General features: G+C 64.9%; 26 protein-coding genes and 1 pseudogene. 16 read left to right on the top strand and 11 right to left on the bottom strand.

Going from position 1 to position 22,745, the window contains the following annotated elements; translation table 11 throughout:
- Window positions 1-21: 21 nt before the first annotated feature.
- From phnE to phnC, 3 genes are all read right to left on the bottom strand, one after another.
- Entirely contained in the window at window positions 22-906 is an 885-nt protein-coding gene (gene phnE / locus FOM02_RS32900) for a phosphonate ABC transporter, permease protein PhnE (RefSeq protein WP_027561489.1), read from the bottom strand.
- Between the two features lie 80 nt (window positions 907-986).
- On the bottom strand, window positions 987-1,922 hold the full coding sequence (gene phnD / locus FOM02_RS32895; RefSeq protein WP_027561490.1) for a phosphonate ABC transporter substrate-binding protein: 936 nt from the start codon (window positions 1,920-1,922) through the stop codon (window positions 987-989).
- Window positions 1,923-1,987: 65 nt separating this feature from the next.
- On the bottom strand, window positions 1,988-2,797 hold the full coding sequence (gene phnC / locus FOM02_RS32890; protein ID WP_027561491.1) for a phosphonate ABC transporter ATP-binding protein: 810 nt from the start codon (window positions 2,795-2,797) through the stop codon (window positions 1,988-1,990).
- Window positions 2,798-2,970: 173 nt separating this feature from the next.
- Here phnC and FOM02_RS32885 point away from each other — a divergent pair, with 173 nt between their 5' ends.
- The 3 genes from FOM02_RS32885 to FOM02_RS32875 are packed head-to-tail and all read left to right on the top strand — an operon-like array spanning window position 2,971 to window position 5,537.
- Window positions 2,971-3,630, top strand: a complete 660-nt coding sequence (locus tag FOM02_RS32885) for a chloramphenicol acetyltransferase (protein ID WP_027561492.1) — start codon at window positions 2,971-2,973, stop codon at window positions 3,628-3,630.
- A complete protein-coding gene (locus tag FOM02_RS32880) occupies window positions 3,627-4,820 on the top strand; it encodes an alpha-D-ribose 1-methylphosphonate 5-triphosphate diphosphatase (RefSeq protein WP_027561493.1) in 1,194 nt (397 codons plus the stop codon). The genes FOM02_RS32885 and FOM02_RS32880 overlap by 4 nt, the downstream gene beginning before the upstream one ends.
- An 18-nt stretch (window positions 4,821-4,838) precedes the next feature.
- A complete protein-coding gene (locus FOM02_RS32875; protein ID WP_027561494.1) occupies window positions 4,839-5,537 on the top strand; it encodes a DUF1045 domain-containing protein in 699 nt (232 codons plus the stop codon).
- A 3-nt stretch (window positions 5,538-5,540) separates the two neighbouring features.
- On the opposite strand, the gene FOM02_RS32870 is transcribed toward FOM02_RS32875, so the two are convergent.
- Entirely contained in the window at window positions 5,541-6,134 is a 594-nt protein-coding gene (locus FOM02_RS32870; RefSeq protein ID WP_092217953.1) for a hypothetical protein, read from the bottom strand.
- 83 nt (window positions 6,135-6,217) lie between these two features.
- Complete coding sequence (locus tag FOM02_RS32865) at window positions 6,218-7,618, bottom strand: selenium-binding protein SBP56-related protein (RefSeq protein ID WP_027561496.1); 1,401 nt, start codon at window positions 7,616-7,618, stop codon at window positions 6,218-6,220.
- A 506-nt stretch (window positions 7,619-8,124) separates the two neighbouring features.
- On the opposite strand from FOM02_RS32865, the pseudogene FOM02_RS32860 reads away from it, so the two are divergent.
- From FOM02_RS32860 to FOM02_RS32835, 6 genes and pseudogenes are all read left to right on the top strand, one after another.
- A pseudogene (locus FOM02_RS32860) lies at window positions 8,125-8,370 on the top strand (Sua5 family C-terminal domain-containing protein); the annotation flags it as partial.
- A 23-nt stretch (window positions 8,371-8,393) separates the two neighbouring features.
- Window positions 8,394-9,821, top strand: a complete 1,428-nt coding sequence (locus tag FOM02_RS32855) for an FAD-binding oxidoreductase (RefSeq protein WP_027558214.1) — start codon at window positions 8,394-8,396, stop codon at window positions 9,819-9,821.
- Window positions 9,818-10,252, top strand: a complete 435-nt coding sequence (locus FOM02_RS32850; protein WP_027558213.1) for a GNAT family acetyltransferase — start codon at window positions 9,818-9,820, stop codon at window positions 10,250-10,252. Before FOM02_RS32855 ends, FOM02_RS32850 begins: the two co-directional genes overlap by 4 nt.
- Before the next feature lie 218 nt (window positions 10,253-10,470).
- Entirely contained in the window at window positions 10,471-11,052 is a 582-nt protein-coding gene (locus FOM02_RS32845) for an NUDIX domain-containing protein (RefSeq protein WP_027558212.1), read from the top strand.
- Window positions 11,053-11,367: 315 nt separating this feature from the next.
- Window positions 11,368-12,297 (top strand): glycine reductase, encoded by a 930-nt coding sequence (locus FOM02_RS32840; protein ID WP_027558211.1) that lies wholly within the window; start codon window positions 11,368-11,370, stop codon window positions 12,295-12,297.
- Between the two features lie 36 nt (window positions 12,298-12,333).
- Window positions 12,334-13,527, top strand: a complete 1,194-nt coding sequence (locus FOM02_RS32835; RefSeq protein ID WP_027558210.1) for a CaiB/BaiF CoA transferase family protein — start codon at window positions 12,334-12,336, stop codon at window positions 13,525-13,527.
- Window positions 13,528-13,642: 115 nt separating this feature from the next.
- Here FOM02_RS32835 and FOM02_RS32830 read toward each other — a convergent pair whose 3' ends face one another.
- On the bottom strand, window positions 13,643-14,401 hold the full coding sequence (locus tag FOM02_RS32830) for an SOS response-associated peptidase (RefSeq protein WP_027558209.1): 759 nt from the start codon (window positions 14,399-14,401) through the stop codon (window positions 13,643-13,645).
- Window positions 14,402-14,464: 63 nt separating this feature from the next.
- On the opposite strand from FOM02_RS32830, the gene FOM02_RS32825 reads away from it, so the two are divergent.
- From FOM02_RS32825 to FOM02_RS32810, 4 genes are all read left to right on the top strand, one after another.
- On the top strand, window positions 14,465-14,965 hold the full coding sequence (locus tag FOM02_RS32825; RefSeq protein WP_027558208.1) for a hypothetical protein: 501 nt from the start codon (window positions 14,465-14,467) through the stop codon (window positions 14,963-14,965).
- Window positions 14,966-14,983: 18 nt separating this feature from the next.
- Window positions 14,984-15,418 (top strand): NUDIX hydrolase, encoded by a 435-nt coding sequence (locus FOM02_RS32820; protein ID WP_027558207.1) that lies wholly within the window; start codon window positions 14,984-14,986, stop codon window positions 15,416-15,418.
- A 45-nt stretch (window positions 15,419-15,463) separates the two neighbouring features.
- Window positions 15,464-15,841, top strand: coding sequence for a TIGR02301 family protein (locus tag FOM02_RS32815; protein ID WP_027558206.1), 378 nt, complete (start codon window positions 15,464-15,466; stop codon window positions 15,839-15,841).
- 191 nt (window positions 15,842-16,032) lie between these two features.
- A complete protein-coding gene (locus FOM02_RS32810; protein WP_027558205.1) occupies window positions 16,033-16,299 on the top strand; it encodes a hypothetical protein in 267 nt (88 codons plus the stop codon).
- Between the two features lie 3 nt (window positions 16,300-16,302).
- Here the strand turns inward: FOM02_RS32810 and FOM02_RS32805 are convergent, their stop codons facing one another.
- From FOM02_RS32805 to FOM02_RS32785, 5 genes are all read right to left on the bottom strand, one after another.
- Entirely contained in the window at window positions 16,303-16,623 is a 321-nt protein-coding gene (locus FOM02_RS32805) for a cupredoxin domain-containing protein (protein WP_027558204.1), read from the bottom strand.
- 11 nt (window positions 16,624-16,634) lie between these two features.
- Window positions 16,635-17,168: a DUF4142 domain-containing protein gene (locus FOM02_RS32800; RefSeq protein WP_027558203.1), complete on the bottom strand. Its 534-nt coding sequence runs from the start codon at window positions 17,166-17,168 to the stop codon at window positions 16,635-16,637.
- A 91-nt stretch (window positions 17,169-17,259) separates the two neighbouring features.
- On the bottom strand, window positions 17,260-17,964 hold the full coding sequence (locus tag FOM02_RS32795; RefSeq protein ID WP_265440577.1) for an RNA polymerase sigma factor: 705 nt from the start codon (window positions 17,962-17,964) through the stop codon (window positions 17,260-17,262).
- A gap of 101 nt (window positions 17,965-18,065) precedes the next feature.
- Window positions 18,066-18,932, bottom strand: a complete 867-nt coding sequence (locus FOM02_RS32790; RefSeq protein ID WP_027558201.1) for a sulfurtransferase — start codon at window positions 18,930-18,932, stop codon at window positions 18,066-18,068.
- 221 nt (window positions 18,933-19,153) lie between these two features.
- Window positions 19,154-20,488 carry a dihydroorotase gene (locus FOM02_RS32785; RefSeq protein WP_027558200.1) on the bottom strand — a complete coding sequence of 445 codons (1,335 nt, stop codon included), beginning with the start codon at window positions 20,486-20,488 and terminating at the stop codon, window positions 19,154-19,156.
- A gap of 96 nt (window positions 20,489-20,584) precedes the next feature.
- Between FOM02_RS32785 and FOM02_RS32780 the strand changes: the two genes are divergently transcribed.
- Genes FOM02_RS32780 through FOM02_RS32770 form a run of 3 tightly spaced genes read left to right on the top strand, consistent with a single transcriptional unit; the run spans window position 20,585 to window position 22,694 of the window.
- Window positions 20,585-21,460, top strand: coding sequence for a YgfZ/GcvT domain-containing protein (locus tag FOM02_RS32780; protein ID WP_027558199.1), 876 nt, complete (start codon window positions 20,585-20,587; stop codon window positions 21,458-21,460).
- Entirely contained in the window at window positions 21,457-22,083 is a 627-nt protein-coding gene (locus FOM02_RS32775; protein WP_027558198.1) for a DNA-3-methyladenine glycosylase I, read from the top strand. The genes FOM02_RS32780 and FOM02_RS32775 overlap by 4 nt, the downstream gene beginning before the upstream one ends.
- Window positions 22,080-22,694 carry a YfbR-like 5'-deoxynucleotidase gene (locus tag FOM02_RS32770; protein ID WP_027558197.1) on the top strand — a complete coding sequence of 205 codons (615 nt, stop codon included), beginning with the start codon at window positions 22,080-22,082 and terminating at the stop codon, window positions 22,692-22,694. Before FOM02_RS32775 ends, FOM02_RS32770 begins: the two co-directional genes overlap by 4 nt.
- Window positions 22,695-22,745: the final 51 nt, after the last annotated feature.

Genomic DNA, 22,745 nt, shown 5'->3' with positions numbered 1-22,745 from the left:
GCGTATCGACCTCCTGCGGCGTCACGTCCGCGCCTCCCTGCCGAACAGACGGCCACGCAGCCAGCCGGTGGAGATGTCGATGATGAAGACGGTGATGATGATGAACAGCAGGATCGCGCTGACGTCGGAGTAGTAGAACTTGCGGATTGCGACGACGAGTTCCTGGCCGATGCCGCCGGCGCCGACGAAACCCATCACCGAGGCCTCGCGGACATTGATCTCGAAGCGCAGCAGCGCATAGCTGGCGTAGCCCGCGGTGACCTGCGGCAGGATCGCAAACCGCATGCAGGCGAGCCAGCTCGCGCCGGTCGAGCGGATGCCTTCGACCGGCTTCATGTCGGCGTTCTCGACGATCTCGGAAAACAGCTTGCCGAGCGCGCCGGTGGAGTGGATCGCGATCGCGAGCACGCCGGCCATTGGTCCGAGCCCGAAGGCGATCACGAAGACCAGCGCGAACACGATGCCGGGCACAGTGCGCGCGAATTCGAGCAGGCGGCGGACCGCGAAGCGCAGCCAGGACGACGGCGAGGTGTTTTCAGCGGCGAAGAAGTTCAGGCCAAAGGCGAAGGTCGCGCCGATCAGCGTGCCGACATAGGAGATCAGCAGGGTCTCGCCCAGCATCTTCAGCCATTTGCGCCAACCCCAGAGCCACTCGCCGAAATCGGTCCAGACCCGCTGGCCGTTGTCGAGCGTGAGGATGCGGTCGAAATAGCTGATGAAGTTGCCGAAATAGGTGAACAGCGTGCGCAGGTTCACCTCGGCGCCGATGGCGGCGAGAACCAGCGCGGCGGCGAAGATCACGACTCCCAACAGAAGGCGAAGCCGCTTGCGTGCGACCGCCTGACGGTAGGCCGCGTTGAGCGCGGCGAGCTGCTGCTCGGGGAGGATCGAAACCGCGACGGTCATCGGATCAGGAACAGTGGTCGGTCAAAAAAAGAGAAAGAGCCGGGTCCGTCGACCCGGCTCGAGTAGCTCGTCCCGAAAGCTCAGGACGCCTTCTTCTTACGCAGCGCATCGACGAACTTGATCAGTTCGATCGTGCCATCCCAGTCCTTGGTGGTGGCGGGATGAAAACCCTTCTTCTGGCCGTCGGAGAGACGGTCGAACGCGGCCTTGTCCTTGGTCGGCGCCTCGAAGAACGCCTTGGCGATCGCGGCCTTGGCGTCTTCCGGCAGGTCGGAGTTGTAGGCATAGGGGCCGTTGATGATCGGCGCCGACTTGTGGATGATACGGAAGTCGTCCTTCTTCATCGCCGAGCCATCGGCGTTCTTCAGCATGCCCTTGGTCAGCATCTGCGCCAGCGTGGAATCGTCGTCGCTGGTCCACTGGTTGGCGGCAACATCGACCGTGCCCTGCGACAGCGCCAGCATGGCGTTCTCGTGGCTACCGGTGAAGACGACCTTGCTGAAATAGCTGTCGGCATCCACGATGCCCATCTTGTCGAGCTCGAAGCGCGGCACGTTGTTGCCGGAGGTCGAGTTCGGGTCGACGAGGCCGAGGTTCTTGCCCTTGAGGTCGTCGACCTTCTTGTAGGGGCTGCTCGCCTTGACGAAGAACACCGAGTAGTAGCCGGTCGAGCCGTCGGCGTTGATGTCGTTGGCGAAGGCGTCGGTCTTGACGCCGGTCAGGCGGGCGCGGGCGAACGAAGCCGAGCCGTAGCTGGCGATGTGGATGTTGCCGGCGCGCTGGCCTTCGATCACGGCGGCGTAGTCGTTGGCGATGCGCAGCGTGACCTTCACGCCGAGCTGCTTCGAGAGATATTCCACGAACGGGGTCCAGCGCTCGGTGACGCCGGAGGCGTTCTCGGCCGGAACAACGGCGAAGGTCAGCTCGGGATATTTGGCTTTCCAGTCTTCGGCGGAGGCCGACGAGGCGAAAGCGAGCGCGGCAGCGCCAGCAAGGATGAGTCTGCGAGTGATCATGATACCCTCTTGATCGGTTGGGATCGGTTGACGCAAAAACTGGGCAATAACGGAAGCGGCGCGGCTCAGGCCGCCGCAGCCGTTCCAAGTGCGGGAACGCCCTCGGGCGCCGGTGCAGATGCTCCGCCCATGACGTCGGCGGCTTCGAGATCGTAGAGCTCACGCGCAACGAGGTCGGTCAGCGCCGACGGGGCGCCGTCGAACACCACGCGGCCCGCCGCCATGCCGATCAGGCGATCGCAATAGGTGCGCGCCAGATCGAGCGAATGCAGGTTGCAGAGCACGGTGATGCCGAAGTGCTTGTTGATGCGCAAAAGCGCATCCATCACGATCTTGGTGTTGCGCGGGTCGAGCGAGGCGATCGGCTCGTCGGCGAGGATGATGTCGGGCTGCTGCACCAGGGCGCGGGCGATCGCCACGCGCTGCTGCTGGCCGCCGGAAAGCTGGTCGGCGCGCTGGGCGGCGAGCGAAGCGATGTCGAACTGTTCGAGCGCGGACATCGCCAGCGCCTTGTCGTGCTCTGGCCAGATCTGTGAGAGCGAGCGCCAGGCCGGGATGGTGGCGAGGCGCCCCATCAGGACGTTGGTCAGCACGTCGAGCCGGCCGACCAGGTTGAACTGCTGGAAGATCATGGCCGAACGCGCCCGCCACTGCCGCAGTTCCTTGCCGCGCAACGCGGTGACGTCCAGACCGTCGAACACGATGCGGCCCTGCGTCGGCGTCACGAGACGGTTGATGGTCCGCAGCAGGGTCGACTTGCCGGCGCCGGAGCGCCCGATCACACCGACGAAGCCGCCGGGGGAAATTTGAAACGAAGCGTCGTCCACCGCGGCTTTTGCGCCGAAGCGGCACGTCAGACCTTCAACCACCAGCATGCAGGGCTCCAGAGTAGCTGGAAGCCACCGCTAACGCCGGCGCTTGACACTTGTGTGACACACGCGTTGCGGTGCGGCGATCCTACACACCTCGTCCCCTGTCATCACCGCGTCATGACATCGTCATCAAGCCACTCGAAGAGGAGTGCCCGCCCTCGCATTACGGATGTAACATGGCCGGTAAGAAGCTTTCGGTTCAACCGACCATCGATGCTTCCGCAAAACTGCATGAGACCAGGCTCGGCGCCTATACCGAGGTCGGCGCGCGCACCATCCTGCACGAAGTCGCGATGGGCGATTACTCCTATGTCGTGAACGACGCCCAGATCACCTACACGACGATCGGAAAGTTCTGCTCGATCGCGGCGATGACGCGGATCAATCCGGGCAATCATCCGATGCATCGCGCTACGCAAGCGCACTTCACTTATCGTTCCAGCGCCTATTTCGAAGGCGAAAGCGACGACACCGAGTTCTTCGACTGGCGGCGCCAGCACCACGTCCATATCGGCCATGACGTCTGGATCGGCCACGGCGCCATCGTGCTGCCGGGGCGCAACATCGGCACCGGCGCGGTGATCGCGGCCGGCGCCATCGTCACCAAGGACGTGCCGGCCTACACCATCGTCGCCGGCAATCCGGCGCGCATCGTGCGGCGCCGGTTCTCGGAAGAAATCGCCGGACGACTTGCCAAGCTCGCGTGGTGGGATTGGGATCACGACAAATTGCGTGAGGCGCTACCCAATTTCCGCAAACTCGGGATTGAAGATTTTCTCGCGGCATACGAAGCACGGACGAGTTCCACAACCAGCAAACGAAGCGCGGTCGCGTGACAGACATTTTCATTGAGGGCGGCCGGGCCCTGATCGGCACCGAGCTCATCGAGACATCGCTTCTCGTGTCCGGAACTGATATCGCCGAGGTCGATGCCTCGCGCGGCCGGGCGCGGCTTTCGATCGATGCGCGCAATCTCCTGGTGCTGCCCGGCATCGTCGACCTCCATGGCGACGCCTTCGAGCGGCAGATGATGCCGCGCGCCGGCGTCGACTTTCCGATCGACGTCGCGCTCGCCGACAGCGACCGCCAGGCGATCAGCAACGGTATCACCACTGTGTTCCACGCCACCACCTGCTCGTGGGAGCCGGGCCTGCGCAGCGCCGACAACGCACGCGGGCTGATGGAGGCGATCGAACGCCAGCGTCCGCAATTCGCCGCCGACACCCGCTTCCACCTGAGGCACGAGACCTACAATCTCGACGCCGAGGCCGAGATGACCCAGTGGCTCGCCGAAGGCCGCGTCGACCTGTTCGCCTTCAACGACCACATGGACGGCACGGTTGCCGATATGGCCAAGCCGCGCAAGCGCAACCGCATGGTCGAGCGCACGGGGCTGTCGGCTGAGGATTTTGACAAGCTGGTCGATCGCGTGGTCGCGCGCGCCGCAGAGGTTCCGGCTTCCGTCTCGCGACTGGCCGCGGTTGCTCGCGCAGCCGAAGTGCGGATGCTCTCGCATGACGACGCGACACCGGCGATGCGCCGGGAGTTTCGCGAGCTTGGCGCTGACATCGCGGAGTTTCCGATCAACGAGGAGACGGCGCGCGCCGCGGCAAGCCATGGCGATGCCATCGTCTACGGCGCGCCGAACGTCGTGCGCGGCGGCAGCCACACCGGCTGGACCAAGGCGTCCGACATGATCGCCAAGGGGCTCTGCTCGGTCCTGGCCTCGGACTATTACTATCCCGCGCAGCTGCTCGCCGCGTTCCGCCTCGCCGCCGACGGCGTGTTGCCGCTGACCGAGGCCTGGAGCCTCGTTTCTGCGGGACCTGCGCGCGCGACCGGCCTCACCGATCGCGGCGTGCTCGCGGAGTGCCGCCGGGCCGACATCATCCTCGTCGACGACACGGCGCCATTGCGGCCGCGGCTGATCGCCGTGATCTCGGGCGGCAAGCTCGTGCACCTCACCGATGCGACGCGGCTGCTCGCAACCGCGCCGACGCCGCGCGAGGCTGTCGTTGCGGCATAAACCGGTTATGTTCGGGCAATGACAGGCTTTCCCCGCTACGCGATCTATTTTGCCGCAGGCAGCGACAGCGCCCTCACCCGGTTCGGCGCCGAGCTGCTCGGCTATGATGCCTATACAGGCGACGAACTCCCGTTTCCCGCGGATGCATTGCGCATCGCGCCGGACTGGCGCGACGTCACAGGCGATCCCCGCAAATACGGCTTTCATGCCACGCTGAAGGCGCCGATGGCGCTGGCGGCCGAGAAGACCGAGGCCGAGTTGTCGGCTGCCTGTGCGAGCTTCGCCGGCAAGGCGCGGCCGATCCCAGCGATCAGCCCGATCGTGGATTCCATCAGCGGCTTCATTGCGGTGATTCCGGCCGAGCCTGTGGACGCACTTCAACAGCTCGCTGCCGATTGCGTCCGCGAGTTCGATTCCTTTCGTCCGGCCTTGACCGCGGAGGACCGCGCGCGGCGCAAGCCCGAAAAGCTGAGCGAGCACCAGCGCGATTATCTCGATCGCTGGGGCTATCCTTACGTGATGGAGGAATTCCGATTCCACATGACGCTGACGGGGCGGCTGGATGCGGGACGGCGCGGGCCGATTCTGGAGATGCTGCGGGGAAGCTTTGCGGCGCTGAAGCTCGATACGCTGACGGTCGACCGCATCGCGCTGTTCAAGCAGGATGACTCCAAGGCGCGCTTTCGCATCATCGGCGAGTGGGCTCTGACGCTCTGAACCTCAGCGCCAGCTCGCAAGATTGAAGGCGAGCGCCACCGCGCCGACCAGAACGAGGCTGGACGCCCAGACTGCATCCAGGTTGAACCAGCTTCGCGAGACGAACTTCAATCCCAGATAGCGGTAAACCAGCCACGCCAGACACCCGCCGGCGCCGACCATGGCGGTCACGTGAACCAGCGACACCAGTACCGCCATCCCGAGACTTGCCTGCATCAGCGCGCCCGCTGCCTCATGGCCGGCATCGAGCTCGAAGGCCTGACAAAGCCCAAGATAGATCGGCACGAGCATCAAAGCGGCGCCGTGAGCAATGGCGACGGCAAATGACCAGAGCGCCAGTTGCGTCGGCGGAATTCGTGCCAACGCGCGGGGATGGCGCCGCGCGATCAGCTGATAGACGCCGAAGCCGATGACGACAAGGCTCGCGACCAGCTGGATTGGACGCTGCCACGCGGCCAGTACGAGCAGGAACGCGAATGGCAGCAGCACGAGAAGTGTTGCCAGGAGATGCCCGGCCGAGAGGGCCCACAACGCACCAAAGAGCGCGCGTGGGCTCTTGTCCATGAGCCCGGCCGAAACGGCGAGCGGCCATCCCATTCCCGGATTGACGCCATGGTAGAGACCGCTCGCAACAAGCGCGAGCCACAGCCAGCCGACTGCCGGGCTCGCGTGCCCCCAATCTAGACCGACGGGTAGCAAAAGGAGTCCGTCGAACAATCGCCGCCCTCGAGCCTGATCTGGTGCGCACGATATCCGTCGGGGAAGCTCACGAAATAGTCCTTGTCGAGCTCGAGGCCGCCATTGCGACCGACATTGGCCATGACCTCCACGCCCGGAACCCCGTCGGGATAGAACTGGTCGTCCCAGGTGGAATAGAGCGAATTGGTCCAGTACACGCGCCTGCCGTCGCGGCTGATCTCGACCATCTGCGGACCACCCGCATATGTCTTGCCACTCGGATGCGGCGCGCGGCGCACGATACCTCCGGTATGTACCGAGCCCGCAAGCTTGGGCTTTCTGGGATCGCTGACATCGTACTGGCGCATCTCGCCGGTGCCCCAACAGGAGACATAGAGGAATCTATCGTCCATCGACAGGTCGATATCGGTCACCAGCGGCGGCACGGCGCCAAAGCCCTGCAATAGCGGCGGAAGCTTCTCCTTGTCGGCGGGCTCCGGCGGGATGGTCGCCGTCTTCTCGGCATGGAATTTTCCGCCCTCGCGCCACCAGGTCCAGATCGAACCTTCGAGATTGGTGGTGTCGACCACCACGCCGGCAAAGCCGTACTCGCGAACCGGATCGTGCGCTGGCCGCACCTCCAGCGCCATCTGATGGTTGGCGCCGAGATCGATGGTCTGCACGTTGCGGCGGGCACGAAGGTCCCAGAAGTGGAGACGATGGCCATATTTGTTCGCCAGCAGGTCTTCCGGGACGATCCCGTTCTCGAACTGCGGCGGCAGCGCCCATTCGCTCGACACCATGTAGTCGCGCGGCAGGTTCCACCAGAAATCATAATGCAGTGTCTGCGGACCGCGGTCGATCTCCCATCGACCAAGCACCTCGAACGTCTCGCAATCCATGATGAAGACACCCGGAGGTCCGTTGGTGCCGTCCTTGCCGCCGCCGCCCAGCGTGCTCACATAGACGCCGTCCGGCCCGCAATGGATCGTATGCGGCCGTGAGTAGCCGGTCTTCCTGAAGACCTCCTCCGGTTCGATGATCTTGTGGATCTTGGCCTGGGTTGGATCTGGCTTGGTATCGATGATGTAGATCCGCGACGAGCGCAGCCCAGGGATGATGAGATAGCGCCGCTCGATGAAGGCGTGTCCGGTGAGCGGCGACAAGGCGGAGGAGCAGGCATTCCAGCCGAAATGATGAAACTCATCGCCCTTGTTGGGCATCGTCACGGTATGAACGATCTGGCTATAGGTCGGCGATCCCGGCTTGACGTCGATGACCGCGAGAGCATCCGGCTTTGAGAAATCCGCACTGAGCAGCAGCGTGTAGGCAAAGTTCTCCGCCGGTGCTTCCATCGCTAGCTTGGGCGATGCGTGAAAGGTGGGATCCGGCCTCATCGTCATGGCACTGCCTCCCTGTTCTGTCGGTTCGCGCCAACCTGGCTCGGGATAGCGGCATAATGAAGAACTGTTCCGCGATGTCTTGAGATGCATCCCGCGGGCTTGGTCGGCGAGCGTACAATATGCCATTGCCGAGCTGCGGGGAACGGTCCGAGCCGCGCTAATTCGACGCCTTCAGGCGATACAGGCCGATGAGGTGAGGCGAGCGCGTACCTCACCCACAGTGTCGTCCCGGCGAAGGCCGGGACCCATAACCCCAGGGAGAGGTTATAGAGTCAGCTGCCAACTCCAAGTCTTCGCCACACTTCTCCCTGTGGTTATGGGTCCCGGATCGGCGCGCGCTTGTCCGGGACGACACTGAATGTTTGGCGCTACTTCCTCCACTGCAGACCTTCGTAGGGTGGGCAAAGCGGAGCGTGCCCACCACCTGTCGCCGTCGGTAAAGGTGGTGGGTTGTGCATTTTCATTCCCGTTCGCTCCCGTTCTCCAATCGGCTTAAGCGCCATGGGGACGTTGCGCCTGATGAAGCGCTGCTTGCGTTCGGGCCTGCACGTCTGCCGGGCGTAGAGGCGGCCGCCGCTGTCATGAATCTGTCGCCCACCGCTGATCTCGATGAAGCCGCCGCCAATCTGTTCGGTTATCTTCGCAGCCTGGATGCAAAGGGACCGCGGGCGATTGCCGTAATGGCGATCCCCGAGGAAGGCTTGGGCGAAGCGATCAATGACCGGCTGCGGCGCGCGGCAGTTGCGCGCTAGAACGCGGAATGAAAGAAGACGACATGAACATCAATCAATCCGCCACCCCTCCGCTTGCGCCCGAGCTGATCGAGCAATTCCGCAAGATCGTCGGCGACAAGCACGCGATCACCGATGCGGCCGACATCGAGGCTTACGTCACCGAGGAGCGCAACCTCTTCCACGGCCGCACGCCGCTGGTGCTGCGTCCGGGCTCGACCGCCGAGGTCTCCGAAATCTGCAAGCTCGCCTCCGCGCACAAAATCGCGCTGGTGCCGCAGGGCGGCAATACCGGGCTCGTCGGCGGCCAGACGCCGCATAATGGCGAGGTCGTGGTGTCGCTGCGGCGGCTCGACAAGATCCGCGAGATCGACACCGCCTCCAACACCATGACCTGCGAAGCCGGCGTGGTGCTGCAGATCGCGCAGCAGAAGGCGTCCGACGTGGACCGGCTGTTTCCGCTCTCGCTCGGCGCCGAAGGCAGCTGCACCATCGGCGGCAATCTCTCCACCAATGCCGGCGGCACCGCCGCGCTCGCCTATGGCGTCGCGCGCGAGATGGCGCTGGGGCTGGAAGTGGTGCTCGCCGACGGGCGCGTGCTCAACGTGCTGTCCAAGCTGAAGAAGGACAACACCGGCTACAATCTGCACAACCTCTTCATCGGCGCCGAAGGCACGCTTGGCATCATCACCGCGGCGACGCTCAAGCTGTTTCCCAAGCCGCGGGCGGTCGAGACGGCCTATGTCGGGCTGAAGTCGCCGGCGGCGGCGCTAAAACTGCTGACGATCGCGCAGAGCGAGGCCGCGAACGCGCTGACGAGTTTTGAGCTGCTCTCGGAGATGGCGGTCGACTTCTCGGTGCGCCATGGCATCGACGTGCGCGATCCGCTTGCGGAAAAGCATCCGTGGTATGTGCTGATGGAATTGTCCTCGCCGAGCGACGACGCCCGCACGCCGCTGGAGACGATCCTCGGCCGCGCCATGGAGGAGGAGATCGTCGACGACGCGGTGATCGCGGCCAGCCTCGCCCAGCGCAACAACTTCTGGAAGCTGCGCGAGGAAATGTCCGCGGCGCAGAAGCCGGAGGGCGGCTCGATCAAGCACGACATCTCCGTGCCGGTTGCCGCCGTGCCTGCCTTCATCGCCGAGGCCGACGCCGCCGTCGTCAAGCTGATCCCCGGCGCACGGCCGGTGCCGTTCGGCCATCTCGGCGACGGCAACCTGCATTACAATGTCAGCCAGCCGATCGGCGCCAACACCGCGGACTTCCTGGCGCGCTGGCACGAGATGAATGCGGTCGTCTTCGAGATCGTGCTGCGCATGGGCGGCTCGATCTCGGCCGAGCACGGCATCGGCGTGCTCAAGCGCGACGAGCTGCCCGAGGTGAAGGACAAGACCGCGATCGAGCTGATGCGGTCGATCAAGGCGATGCTCGATCCGCACGGCATCATGAATCCGGGGAAGGTGCTGTGAGTGCTCTTGCGATCGATGCGATTGGGGATGCCGATGTCGAGAACGTTGTGGCGCTGTGGCAGCGCTGCGGCCTGACGCGGCCGTGGAATGATCCGCATGCCGACCTCGCGCTGGCGCGGCGGCGCGACAATTCCACCGTGCTGATCGGCCGCGACAATGGTGCGATCGTGGCGACCGTCATGGTTGGCCATGACGGCCATCGCGGCTGGGTCTATTACGTCGCGGTCGACCCCGACTGCCAGAAGCGCGGCCATGGCCGGGTGATCATGGCGGCGGCCGAGGACTGGCTGCGGCAGGCCGGGATTTCGAAGCTTCAGCTGCTGGTCCGGCGCGAGAATGCGCAGGCGACTGCGTTCTATGGCTCGCTCGGCTTCGAGCTGTCCACCTCCGTGATGTTCCAGAAGTGGCTCGACGGCCGCGCTAGTCCGTAAGGCTCGAGCGAGATGTGGCCGCGAACGCAACTACGCCCCCTCGCCCCGTTCTTACGGGGGCGCGACGAGCTGCGCTCGCGCTGGGAGGGTTGGGGTGAGGGGCTTCTCTCCACACGTGAGATCGCCGACGGGCCTGTACCCCCTCACCCGCATCCCATCTCCGATGGGACGCGACCTCTCCCCGCAAGCGGGGCGAGGTGAAGAAAAGAGAGATAGCCATGACCATTTCCGACCGCGTCCGCATCAAGGACGTCCGCGTGCTCTCCGACGGCTGGACCAAGCTGAAGACCACGACGTTCGAGTATCGGCGCGCCAATGGCGAATGGCAGACGCAGCACCGCGAGACCTATGAGCGCGACAACGCCGCCGCGGTGCTGCCGTATAATCGCGCGCGGCGCACCGTGATCCTGGTGAAACAATTCCGCCTGCCGGCCTTCATCCGCGGTTACGACGACCTCCTGATCGAAGCCGCCGCCGGCGTCCTCGACGATGCCTCGCCGGAAGTGCGCATCCGCGCCGAGGCCGAGGAGGAAACCGGCTATCGCCTGCATCACGTCGAGAAAGTGTTCGAGGCGTTCATGAGCCCGGGCGCGGTGACGGAGAAACTGCATTTCTTCATCGCCGAGTACGAGCACGAGATGCGCGTCAGCGACGGCGGCGGCCTCGCGCACGAGGGCGAGGACATCGAGGTGCTGGAGCTTTCCATCGACGAGGCGCTGGCGATGATCGCGGATGGCCGCATCATCGACGGCAAGGCGATCATGCTGCTGCAATACGCGGCGCTGCATGTGTTCAGGTGAGAGCTCTCTTCACCTCGCCCCGCTTGCGGGGAGAGGTCGGATTGCATCGAAGATGCAACCCGCTTGCGGGGAGAGGTCGGATTGCATCGAAGATGCAATCGGGTGAGGGGAGCCTCCGCGAGTCCAGCCCTCACCGTCCTCGCGGAGGCTCCCCCTCACCCCAACCCTCTCCCCGCAAGCGGGGCGAGGGAGCGCACCTGCCGCGCGGTGAGCCATCGCGGTAAGCAATTCAGACCTGCGCCGCCGCTCCCCCCGTTGAGCAACCCGAAAACTATCTCTAGTCTGGCGCCAACCAAGAACCAGGAGACGCGCCCCATGTCCGCTCCGCGCGACGACGAATTCGGCTTTGCGCCCGACTATGATTCCCCCGTCCCCTATATGCAGCGCACGCGGGATTATTACACCGCGATCGGCTACACCACGCCGTATCGCTGGGCGCATTACACCGAGGCGCCGTTCCAGCCGCTGAAGAAGCCGCTGGCGCAATCGCGGGTGACCATCATCACCACCGCTGCGCCGTACGATCCTGACAAGGGCGACCAGGGGCCGGGCGCGGCGTATAATGGCAGCGCGAAATTTTACCAGGTCTATGACGGCGACACCTCGAAAGCGCACGACCTTCGCATCTCCCACATCGGTTACGATCGCAAGCACACATCGGCGACCGACAGCGGCACCTGGTTTCCGCTGCCGCAGCTGTTGAAGGCGAGCGCCGCGGGACGCATCGGCGAGGTCGCGCCGCGCTTCTTCGGCGCGCCGACCAATCGCAGCCATCGTGTCACGATCGACACCGACGCGCCGGAGATTCTGGCGCGCTGCCTGGTCGACAAGGTCGATGTCGCGGTGCTGGTGCCGAACTGCCCGGTCTGTCACCAGACAACGGCGCTGGTGGCGCGACATCTCGAAGCCAACGGCATCCCGACCGTGATCATGGGCTGCGCCAAGGACATCATCGAGCACGCCGCCGTGCCGCGGTTTTTGTTCTCCGACTTCCCGCTCGGCAATTCCGCCGGCAAGCCGCATGACGTCACTTCGCAGGCGCAGACGCTGGAGCTGGCCTTGAGGTTGCTGGAGAGCGCGAGCGGGCCGCAGACCACGATGCAGTCGCCGCTGCGCTGGAGCGAGGACGCCTCCTGGAAGCTCGACTACAACAACGTCGCGCAGCTGTCGCCGGAAGAGCTCGCCCGCCGCCGCGCCGAATTCGACAAGCAGAAGGAGATCGCGCGCGGCAACCGTGCCGCCTGACGTCCTCCAACAACGATAAGCAAAAGGGAGAGCGACGTGACGCGACCGTTCGAGGGCGTGAAGATCCTGGACTTCACGCAAGTGCTGGCCGGCCCCTATGCGAGCTACCAGCTCGCGCTGCTGGGCGCCGACGTCATCAAGGTCGAGCGGCGCGAGGGCGAGGACATGCGCCGCACGCCGCTGTCCCGCGAATGGGCCGAGCGCGGCCTGGCCCCGGCGTTCCAGGCCATCAACGGCAACAAGCGCAGCCTGACGCTCGATCTGCAAAAGCCCGATGCGATCGCGATCGTGAAGAAGCTCGCCGCGACCGTCGACGTCGTCATGGAGAATTTCCGTCCGGGCGTGATGGACAAGCTCGGCATCGGCTACGAGGCGCTCTCCGCGATCAATCCGAAGCTGATCTATTGCGCGGTCTCAGGCTTCGGCCAGACCGGGCCGGACCGTTTGCGGCCCGGCTATGACGGCAAGATGCAGGCGCTGTCGGGCATCATGGCAATCACCGGCCATCCCGAGACGGGGCCGACGCGCGCGGGCTTTGCGGTCTGCGACGTGCTCTCCGGGGCGACGGCCGCGTTCGGCGTGTCGAGCGCGCTCTACCAGCGCGACCGCACCGGCAAGGGCCAGCTGATCGACGTCTCCATGCTGGAGGCGACGATGGCGTTCCTCTCGGGCCAGATCGCGGACTGGTCGGTTGCCGGCCATCGCCAGCAGCTGTCGGGCAATCAGGCGGTGAGCCGCAGGACCACGGCGAATTTGTTCAAATGCGGCGACGGCCACATCCTGCTCGCGGTCAACAACGAGAAGCAGTATCGCGCGCTGATGACGACGCTCGGCCGCGAGGCCGCGCTCTCTGATCCGCGCTTCGCCGACTGGTTTTCGCGCAACGAGAACGAGCCCGCCTTGCGTGCCATCATCGAGGAAGCGCTTGCCGCAAAGCCTGCGCGCGAATGGGAGACGATCCTGGAGGATGCCGGCGCGCCCTGCGCCAGCATCTGGAAGGTCGAGGAGGTCATCGACCATCCACAAATCAAGGCGCGCGGCGCCATTCAGGAGCTCGACACGCCCTACGGCCGTCTGCGCTTCGCCGGCAGCGGATTCAAGCTCGCGCATGGCGGCGGCAGGCTCGACCGCATGGCGCCGGAGTTGGGGGCGGATACGGATGCGGTGCTCGGCGAGCTAGGATTTGATGCGGCGGAGATCGCGGCGCTCAGGGCAAGGGAGATTGTGTAGAACTCCGCTGCCGTAAGGTGGGCAAAGGCGCAACGCGCCGTGCCCACGATCTATTTGTTTTTTACGACATGCAATGGCGGGCACGCTTCGCTTTGCCCACCCTACGGCAGTGCAGCTAGAACAACGAGCCCTGCCCGTCATCTGACGACGCCGCAGCGGCCTTCCGCGCTGCCTTCTTCGGCTTTGGCGCCTCCGCCTCCATCTCCTCCGCACTGATCGGCAACAGCAATTGCTCGTCGTCATTGGCGACGCGGTTGACGCGGGTGGAGACCGGATGCCAGGCGAATTCGCCGATGCGCGGCGCCGTCATCAGCGGCAACACATGATCGACCTCGTCGCCGCGGATCTCGAGCCAGCGCTCGAAATCGCGCGGGCTGATGGTAACGGGCACGCGGTCATGCAGCGCGGCGAGATCCTCGCCGGCCGCGGCGGTGACGATCGCGACCGTGTCGAGCTCCTCGCCGTTCGGCCCGACCCAGGTCTCGAACACCGCCGCAAAGCCGAGCGGCTCGCCGTCGGCGCGGTGGATGAAGAAGGGCTGCTTGCGGCCCTCGATGGTTTTCCACTCGTAATAGCCGTCGGCCGGGATCAGGCCGCGCCGGCGGCGAATCGCCTTCTTGAACGCGGGCTTTTCCAGCACCGTCTCGGAGCGGGCGTTGATCAGCAACGTGAATCCCTTGGGATCCTTCACCCAGCTCGGCAGCAGGCCCCAGCGCATCAGGCGGAAATGCCGCGCGCCGTTCTCGACCAGAACGACCGGAATCGGTTGTGTCGGGGCGACATTGTACCGTGGCGGGAAATTCGGCTGCTCGACATAGCCGAACAGTTGCCGCAAAGCCGCGGGGGCCGAAGTTATGACGAAGCGTCCACACATCCTTGGGCGTCTATATAGGGTCCGTTCAGGTCCTTTTAACCCCGAACGTTAACACTGCCGCCGATGAGCTCAATGGCCTCCCAACCCGCGCGGACGCATGTACAGACGGGCCCCGAGGCCGCCGCCTGGGCCGAACGACTGCGCGTGGCCAACATCAACCCGCGGACCGGGCTTGCCACCGACTATCTCAACCATTTCAATGAAGCCGTGATGCTGCTGGAAATGGTCCCCGACATGCCCGAATGCGCGGAAGACTTCTTGACCTGGTCGCCGCTGTCCTATGCCGAGCATTTCACCGCATCGAACTTCAAGGCACGGGATCTTGCCATCGAGGCCTATGAGAAGGCCGATCCGAATGTGCGCGCCCAGTTCGACCACATCACCGATACCATGACCTCGATCCTGACCGCGGTCGGCTCGGCCATGCGGGAGGTCGAGAAGGACACGACCCGCATCCGCCTCGCCGAGCAGGCCACACTCTGGGTCAAGCCGCTGATCGCGGCCTGCGGCGGCATCATCAATGGCGGCGCGGAAGCCGACGTCGACACCATCATGGCCAACTGAGCCAGGTCCTTTAGGAAAATGTCGGCAGTCGCCCAGCCCACCCATCCCCAGATCGCGGTCAGTGCCGCGATCTTTCGCGACAGCAAGGTGCTGCTGACCCGCCGCGCCCGCTCGCCCGCCAAAGGCTTCTATTCGCTGCCCGGCGGCCGCGTCGAGTTCGGCGAATCGCTGCACCAGGCGCTCAAGCGCGAGGTCGACGAGGAGACCGGGCTGGAGATCGAGATCATCGGCCTTGCCGGCTGGCGCGAGGTGCTGCCCGCCGCGCCCGGCGCCGGGCATTATTTGATCATGTCGTTTGCCGCCCTCTGGGTGGCCAGGGAACCCACGCTGAACGACGAGCTCGATGATTTCCGCTGGATCGCCCCGGACGCCCTGGCGAGCCTGGGCGACCTCAAGCTGACCGGGGGGCTGGAGGAGGTCATCCAGTCCGCAGCGCGCCTGATCGGCCCCTGACCACCCGCCTTGCGTCATCATCCCCGAGGGGGCATACACGCGCCGATGTCCACGCGATTTCTGGCCATTTTTGCCCTGATTCTCGCCTGCGCCTCGGTGCCCGCGAGGGCCCAGGACGTGGCGGCGCCGTTTGACGCCGATTTGCAGCGGCTGGCGGAGATCCTGGGCGGCCTGCATTATCTGCGCGGCATCTGCGGGTCCAACGAGGGCAACAAATGGCGCAGCGAGATGCAGGCGCTGATCGATGCCGAGACCCCCTCGGGCGAGCGCCGCACCCGCATGATCGCCGGCTTCAACCGCGGCTATAACGGCTTCCAGCAGACCTACCGGAGCTGCACGCCGGCCGCGACGGTCGCGATCCGCCGCTATATCGAGGAAGGCTCGAAGATCTCGCGCGATCTCACGGCGCGCTACGCGAACTAAAACTCTCTCTTCGTCATTCCGGGGCTCGCGACTTCGTCGCGCCCCGGAATGACAGTGACGGGAACCCGTCATCGATTTTGTTCACAGCCGTTAACCGTTCTTAAAGATGTGCCCTAGCGGTCGTTAACGCCCGTGCTACACCTCTCGCACAGCGCATCGCCGTGGATCGCGCCCAGCCCTGACCGAGTTTCATGAGCCAGTCGATTTCCTACGCCCCCGCCCGCGCGCCGCTGCCCGATCACGAGCAGAAGCAGGCTGCCTTGAGCTATCTCAACGAGGCCTGGGCCGAGGCGCGCCACGACGGCGTCGACGGCGATTGCCTCGCGCAGGCAAGCCTGTTCGCCGCCTTCGCCGAGCTGGTCGGCACTTACGGCGAGGACGCGGTGGCGAAATTCGTCGAGGGCCTTCCCGGCCGCGTGCGCAACGGCGAATTCTCGGTCGGCGTCTCCAGGCAGTAAACGCTACGGCTCGATTTTGAGCGTCGCTTTCATGTTGGGATGATAGCGGCAGTAATACTCGACCGTTCCCGCTTTCTTCAGGACGAACGACGCCGACTTCTTCGGCGGCAGCATCACGTCGAAATCGCCGCTCCTGGCGGTGGCGGTGTGGGCGAAGACGTCCTTGTTGATCCAGTTGATGGTGTCGCCGACCTTCGCCGACACCTCAGCCGGCGAGACCACGAGATTCTCCATCGTGATCTCGATCGTCGCGGCGCGCGCCGGGACCACCATCGCCATGAAGATGGCCGCAAGCGCGATCGATGCGAGGCGTCCCGGCTTCATCTCGCACGCTCCTATTTCAGCTCGGCCGCGACGTGCTCGGCGTGCTGCTGATGGCCCTCAAAGATCTTCAGGCCGGTCTGCAACAGGCTTTTCAGCTCGGCATTGCTCGCCGACGGAATCAGCTGGGTCTCCAGCGCGCCGTTGACCGTCTTGTGGTAGGCGACCTCATTGGCGACATAGGCCTTGTCGAAGGCTGCGCCGCTCAGCTTGTCGAGCTCGGCCATCTTGTCGCTCGCCTGCTTCGACAGCGCCTTGCTGGTGTCGTTGTCTTCAGGCGTGACGTTGAGCTTCTTGACCAGCGCCAGCGCCTGCTTGTTGACCGCCTCATGGTCGCGCAGCATGTCGTCGGCAAACGCCTTGACGTCCTTGTTCTTGGCCTTCTTCTGCGCCTGCTTGGCCGCGTTGATGTCGATCACGCCGGCGGTGTAGGCGATGTGCGCGATCTGCGGATCGGTAAGCTTGTCGGCAGCGCGTGCGCCTTGCAGCAGCACCGGGCTGGACAACAGAATGGCCGCGGCGACCGCCGCGCTCCAACGGATGAACATGGTTTGACACTCCTGTGCTGCCGGACAGTTTGCCGGCGCGTTGCTTCACAGGAATTGGATGGACATTCTGCGCAAACGTTCCCGAAAAATTTCAGCCGCCGATGCCGAGCCGCTTCAGCACGGCCTCCGTCAGCCGTTCGCAGCGCCAGCCGGCAAACGGGAATGCGTCCATCATCACCGGGCCGATCTCCTTCTCGACGTTCTCGCGCAGCATGGTCCTGGCGCGGTGCAGCCGCGTCTTCACGGTCTCGGGCTTCACACCAAGCAGATCGGCGGTCTCCTCGATGTTCATGCCCTCCATGACCCGCGCGACGAACACCATGCGGAAGACATCCGGCAACTCGTCGATGGCGCGTTCGACGACGCGCTGGATTTCACGTTGGGCCATGGTCCTTTCCGGATCGCCTGCGGGAGAAACGGGAAATTTGATGATCTGCGCCTCGAGCGCCGCTTCCGGCACCGCGCCGAGCTCGACATGCGGCCTGGCGCTGCGCGCCCGGCCAAGCGCCTCGTTGATGGCGATGCGCGATAGCCACGTCGACAGTCCGGACTCGCCCCTGAAGCCGTCGAGATGGGTGAAGGCGCGGACATAGGTTTCCTGCACCACGTCCTCGGCTTCGCTGTCGCTGCGCAGGATGCCGCGCGCGAGACGGTAGAGCTTGCGGTTGTTGGCCTGCATGATCTCGCGCAGCGCGGCCTCGTCCCGGCCCCGCGCACGCTCGATCAGCTCGGCCTCCAATGTCCTGATTTCCGGGGTTTTTGCGCCGGCGGACAGGCCGGCTGCGGTCCGTTGCATGGCGGTCACCTGCTCGTTTTGCTTCGTTTCGGACATTGGATGCAGGCCAAGGGAAAAGGTTCCCAGTTTTCTTACCCTCCCCTGGAGGGGGAGGGTAAGAGCTAATCCGTCTCGATCGGCAGCGTGGGGTCCCTCGCCCATTCACCCATCGAAGCATCGTACAGCGTCAGCTTGTCGTAGCCGAGCTGCGTCAGCATCAGCAGGTCGATCGTCGCCGAGATGCCGCCGCCGCAATACACGATCACATTCTTGTCGCGCGTGACGCCCTGGGCCGCGAATTTCGCTTCGGCATCGGCAAGGCTCGTCAGCGTCTTGTCGGCATTCGCGAGCGTCGCCGCCGGGACATTGACGCTGCCGGGCACGCGGCCGGGCCGGCCGTAGCGGCTCGGCTCGAGGCCCTGGTGAAACTGCGGTCCGAGTGCGTTGACGATCACCGTCGAGGGATCGCCGATCCGCGCCTTCACGACATCCTTGTCGACGAAGAAGCCGGCGCGTGGCGACGCCTTGAAGGTCGTCGCCGGATAGCCCTTCGGTGCGCCTGTTTCGATCGGCCGCCCCTCTTGCTTCCATTTGTCGAGGCCGCCGTCGAGCACGCGCGCGTCGACGCCGAGCGAGCGCAGCATCCACCAGAACCGCGTCGACCACATCATGGTGCCGATGCTGTAGAGCACGATGGTCTTGGATGCATCAAGGCCGTGGCGGCCGAACGCGGCCTCGAGCTGGGGCACATCGGCCATCATGAAGAGCGGACCTGCGGAGATGTCGGAGAACTCGCCTTGCAGATCGAGGAAATCGGCGCCCGGGATGTGGCCGGCCGCAAAGGTCTTATCGCCGGGCACCGCGCGATACGGCACGTCGCTGCCGGGCGGGACGGGCTCGTTGTAGGTCGTGCAATCGTAGAGGCGCAGATTGGGATCGCCGAGAATGGCGGCGAGTTGCTCGGTGGTGATGAGGGCGTTCTCACTCATGGATCGAATCTCCCGTGATGAACTGCGAACCTATCTATTGCGCTTGCAACCAAATCCTCAAAACTTAACCCGTCACCCTGAGGTGCCGGAGCGCAGCGGAGGCCTCGAAGGGCGACGGCCACCAGCGGGGCCGTTCATCCTTCGAGGCTTGCCATGCCGTGCAAGAGCACCGCATGGCGCGCACCTCAGGATGACGGATTGAACAGGCGACGGCACATCGGCTACTGCTTCAACGTCTCCAGAAACCGCACCGGCTCGCCTTGCGAGGCCGTCACCAGCTCGCCCTGCCACATCACGCGGCGGCCGCGGATGAAGGTGCCGACGGGCCAGCCCGTCACACGCACGCCGTCGTAAGGCGTCCAGCTGGCTTTCGACGCCACCCATTTGTTGGTGATGGTCTCGCTGCGCTTCAAATCGACCACCGTAAAGTCGGCGTCGTAGCCGGCGGCGATGCGACCCTTGCAGGCCATGTTGTAGAGGCGCGCGGGGCCGGCGCTGGTGAGATCGACGAAGCGAGCCAGCGACAGGCGGCCGGCATTGACGTGATCGAGCATCAGCGGCACCAGTGTCTGCACGCCGGTCATGCCGGAGGGCGAAGCGGGATAGGTCTTCTGCTTCTCTTCCAGCGTATGCGGGGCGTGGTCGGAGCCGAGCACGTCGATGATGCCCTGCTCGATGCCGCGCCAGATGCCGGCGCGGTGATCGGCGCCGCGCACCGGCGGGTTCATCTGCGCCAGTGTACCGAGCCGCTCGTAGCATTCGGGCGCGACCAGCGTCAGATGGTGCGGCGTCGCCTCGCAGGAGGCGACGTCCTTGTGGTCGCGCAAGAATTCGATCTCTTCCTTGGTCGAGATGTGCAGCACGTGAATACGCTTGCCGGTCTCGTGCGCGAGTTTGACCAGGCGCTGCGTCGCCATCAGCGCCGCGGTCTCGTCGCGCCAGACCGGATGCGAGCGTGGATCGCCCTCGATCCGCAGCGACTTGCGGTCGTTGAGGCGGTATTCGTCCTCGGCGTGGAACGCGGCGCGGCGGCGGATCACCTGGAAGATGCGGCGCAGGCTTTCATCGTCCTCCACCAGCAGCGCACCGGTCGAGGAGCCGATGAACACCTTGACGCCGGCGCAACCCGGCGCACGCTCGAGCACCGGCAGGTCCTGCACGTTCTCGCGGGTGCCGCCGATGAAGAACGCGAAATCGCAATGCATGCGGTGATGGGCGCGCTTTACCTTGTCGGTGAAGGTGGCTTCCGTCACGGTCAACGGCGACGTGTTCGGCATCTCGAACACGGCCGTGACGCCGCCCATCACGGCGCTGCGCGAGCCGGTCTCGAGGTCTTCCTTGTGCTCCAGCCCGGGCTCGCGGAAGTGCACCTGCGTGTCCATCACGCCGGGCAGGATGTGCAGGCCCTTGCAGTCGATCACCTCGGCGGCGGAGCCTTGCGACAGAGGACCCAGCTCGGCGATGCGACCGCCCGTGATGCCGATATCGCGAACACCCTCGCCGTCCTGGTTGACGACGGTGCCGCCCTTCAAGATCACATCGAAACGCTGGGTCATGGGGCCTCTCTCATCCCCAAGCGCAGGGCTCGAGGTCTTGTCGTTTATGCCTTGCGGGCTTACGTTCCGGAGCAACATGTCGCAAGAGATTTTCACATGAAATCAGCGTTTCTTCCCGACCGGGGCGTGGTCAAGGTCGCGGGCGAGGATGCGCGCAACTTCCTCAACGGCCTCATCACCACCGATGTCGACAGGCTCAAGCCGGGTCTGGGGCGATTCGGCGCGCTGCTGACGCCGCAGGGCAAGATCATCGTGGACTTCCTGATCACGGAGGTGCCCGCGGGCCATGGCGGCGGGTTCCTGATCGATTGCCCGAAGCCGCTGGCCGAGGGATTCGCCACCAAGCTGAAATTCTACAAGCTGCGCGCCAAGGTCACGGTTGAAACCCTCGATCTCGGCGTGCTCGCGGCCTGGGGCGGCCAGCTTGCGGCGCAACCGGACCTCGCCTTCGCCGATCCGCGCAATGCCGAGCTCGGTACCCGCATCCTGATCCCCGAGGATCTCAAGCGGAAATTGTCCGACCTGATCGGCGCCGAGCTGGTCGACGCTGCCGACTACGAGGCGCACCGCATCGCACTCGGCGTGCCGCGCGGCGGGCTCGATTTCATGTACAGCGACGCGTTCCCGCACGAGACCAACATGGATCGGCTGGCCGGCGTCGATTTCGACAAGGGCTGCTATGTCGGCCAGGAGGTCGTCTCGCGCATGCAGCATCGCGGCACCGCGCGCACCCGCAGCGTGAAGGTGCTGCTCGACGATCTCTCTCCGGAGGTCGGCGTCAGCGTCATGGCCGGAGACAAGCAAGTCGGCACCATGGGCTCGTCGGCGCAAGGCAAGGGCATTGCGCTGGTCCGCATCGACCGCGTCGCCGATGCGCTCGATGCCGGCCAGCCGCTCACCGCCGGCGGCCTGCCCCTGACGCTCGCCGAACCCGAAATCGTGCGTATTCCAACCAAGCAACCCACCGCATGAGCCGAGCCCCCCGCCTGCATCCCGACGGAAAAACCCGCTGCCCTTGGCCCGGCGAAGACCCGTTCTATGTCGCCTATCACGACACCGAATGGGGCGTGCCGGAATATGACGACCGCGCGCTGTACGAAAAGCTGATCCTCGACGGCTTTCAGGCCGGCCTCTCCTGGATCACGATCCTGCGCAAGCGCGACAATTTCCGCAAAGCCTTCGATGATTTCCAGCCGGAGAAGATCGCGCGCTACAGCGACAAGAAGGTTCACGCGCTGATGAACGACGTCGGCATCGTGCGCAACCGCGCCAAGATCGAAGGCACGATCCTGAGCGCGAAGTCGTATCTCGACATCATGGAGAAGGGCCCGGGCTTCTCGAAGCTGCTGTGGGACTTCATGGACGGGCGGCCCAAGGTCAACCATTTCAAGACCACCGCGAGCGTGCCGGCCTCGACGCCGCTGTCGGTGCAGATCTCGAAGGAGCTGTCCTCGCGCGGCTTCAAATTCGTCGGCCCGACCATCGTCTACGCCTTCATGCAGGCGACCGGCATGGTCAACGACCATCTGGTCGACTGCCACTGCCACGCGACCTGCGGCAAGACGCAGCGCAAGCCGCGCCTTAGGGCCAAATGACCGCGAAGAAGACGGCGCACGATGCGCAATCCCGCGCCTGGCAGCGCATGCTGTCGGGCCGGCGGCTCGACCTGCTCGATCCCTCGCCGCTCGACGTCGAGATCGCCGACATCGCGCACGGGCTGGCACGCGTGGCGCGCTGGAACGGGCAGACCACAGGCGCCCACATCTTCTCGGTCGCGCAGCACACGCTGCTGGTGGAGACAGTGATGCGGCACGAGATGCCGCGCGTCGACCAGCGCATGCGGCTCGCCGCGCTGCTGCACGATGCGCCCGAATATGTCATCGGCGACATGATCTCGCCATTCAAGGCCGTGCTCGACGGCCATTACAAGGCGGTGGAAAAGCGCCTGCTCGGCGCCATCCACGTCCGCTTCGGCCTGCCGCCGGTGCTGCCCGAGGAGATCACGCAGGCGATCAAGGCCGCCGATCGCGGCGCGGCGTACCTCGAGGCGACCGAGCTTGCCGGCTTCAGCGAGAGCGAGGCCAAGCGCCTGTTCGGCAAGGACCCGGGCCTCTCCGACAGCGTCCGGCGCGATTATCTCACGCCCTGGACCGCGGCGCGGGCCGAGAAGCAGTTTCTGGAGCGGTTCGGCGCGGTGTTTGCGTAGCATCATCCCTTCGTAGGGTGGGCAAAGCGAAGCGTGCCCACCAAACTGGGC

The sequence above is a fragment of the Bradyrhizobium sp. SEMIA genome (genome assembly GCF_014844175.1).
GTDB classification, from domain to species: domain Bacteria; phylum Pseudomonadota; class Alphaproteobacteria; order Rhizobiales; family Xanthobacteraceae; genus Bradyrhizobium; species Bradyrhizobium arachidis.
The sequence above is the reverse complement of the archived record's forward strand: the minus strand, read 5'-3'. Positions and strand labels throughout refer to the sequence as shown.

Coding starts and splice junctions, on each gene's coding strand:
- FOM02_RS32855 (WP_027558214.1), top strand. CDS start 8,394: ATGAACATCAATCAATCCGCCACCCCTCCGCTTGCGCCCGAGCTGATC.
- FOM02_RS32775 (WP_027558198.1), top strand. CDS start 21,457: ATGAGCCGAGCCCCCCGCCTGCATCCCGACGGAAAAACCCGCTGCCCT.
- FOM02_RS32780 (WP_027558199.1), top strand. CDS start 20,585: ATGAAATCAGCGTTTCTTCCCGACCGGGGCGTGGTCAAGGTCGCGGGC.
- FOM02_RS32795 (WP_265440577.1), bottom strand. CDS start 17,964: ATGCAACGGACCGCAGCCGGCCTGTCCGCCGGCGCAAAAACCCCGGAA.
- FOM02_RS32885 (WP_027561492.1), top strand. CDS start 2,971: ATGGCCGGTAAGAAGCTTTCGGTTCAACCGACCATCGATGCTTCCGCA.
- phnD (WP_027561490.1), bottom strand. CDS start 1,922: ATGATCACTCGCAGACTCATCCTTGCTGGCGCTGCCGCGCTCGCTTTC.
- FOM02_RS32820 (WP_027558207.1), top strand. CDS start 14,984: ATGTCGGCAGTCGCCCAGCCCACCCATCCCCAGATCGCGGTCAGTGCC.
- FOM02_RS32870 (WP_092217953.1), bottom strand. CDS start 6,134: ATGGGATGGCCGCTCGCCGTTTCGGCCGGGCTCATGGACAAGAGCCCA.
- FOM02_RS32805 (WP_027558204.1), bottom strand. CDS start 16,623: ATGAAGCCGGGACGCCTCGCATCGATCGCGCTTGCGGCCATCTTCATG.
- FOM02_RS32790 (WP_027558201.1), bottom strand. CDS start 18,932: ATGAGTGAGAACGCCCTCATCACCACCGAGCAACTCGCCGCCATTCTC.
- FOM02_RS32845 (WP_027558212.1), top strand. CDS start 10,471: ATGACCATTTCCGACCGCGTCCGCATCAAGGACGTCCGCGTGCTCTCC.
- FOM02_RS32865 (WP_027561496.1), bottom strand. CDS start 7,618: ATGACGATGAGGCCGGATCCCACCTTTCACGCATCGCCCAAGCTAGCG.
- FOM02_RS32800 (WP_027558203.1), bottom strand. CDS start 17,168: ATGTTCATCCGTTGGAGCGCGGCGGTCGCCGCGGCCATTCTGTTGTCC.
- FOM02_RS32810 (WP_027558205.1), top strand. CDS start 16,033: ATGAGCCAGTCGATTTCCTACGCCCCCGCCCGCGCGCCGCTGCCCGAT.
- FOM02_RS32840 (WP_027558211.1), top strand. CDS start 11,368: ATGTCCGCTCCGCGCGACGACGAATTCGGCTTTGCGCCCGACTATGAT.
- FOM02_RS32825 (WP_027558208.1), top strand. CDS start 14,465: ATGAGCTCAATGGCCTCCCAACCCGCGCGGACGCATGTACAGACGGGC.
- phnC (WP_027561491.1), bottom strand. CDS start 2,797: ATGCTGGTGGTTGAAGGTCTGACGTGCCGCTTCGGCGCAAAAGCCGCG.
- FOM02_RS32770 (WP_027558197.1), top strand. CDS start 22,080: ATGACCGCGAAGAAGACGGCGCACGATGCGCAATCCCGCGCCTGGCAG.
- phnE (WP_027561489.1), bottom strand. CDS start 906: ATGACCGTCGCGGTTTCGATCCTCCCCGAGCAGCAGCTCGCCGCGCTC.
- FOM02_RS32785 (WP_027558200.1), bottom strand. CDS start 20,488: ATGACCCAGCGTTTCGATGTGATCTTGAAGGGCGGCACCGTCGTCAAC.
- FOM02_RS32830 (WP_027558209.1), bottom strand. CDS start 14,401: ATGTGTGGACGCTTCGTCATAACTTCGGCCCCCGCGGCTTTGCGGCAA.
- FOM02_RS32815 (WP_027558206.1), top strand. CDS start 15,464: ATGTCCACGCGATTTCTGGCCATTTTTGCCCTGATTCTCGCCTGCGCC.
- FOM02_RS32875 (WP_027561494.1), top strand. CDS start 4,839: ATGACAGGCTTTCCCCGCTACGCGATCTATTTTGCCGCAGGCAGCGAC.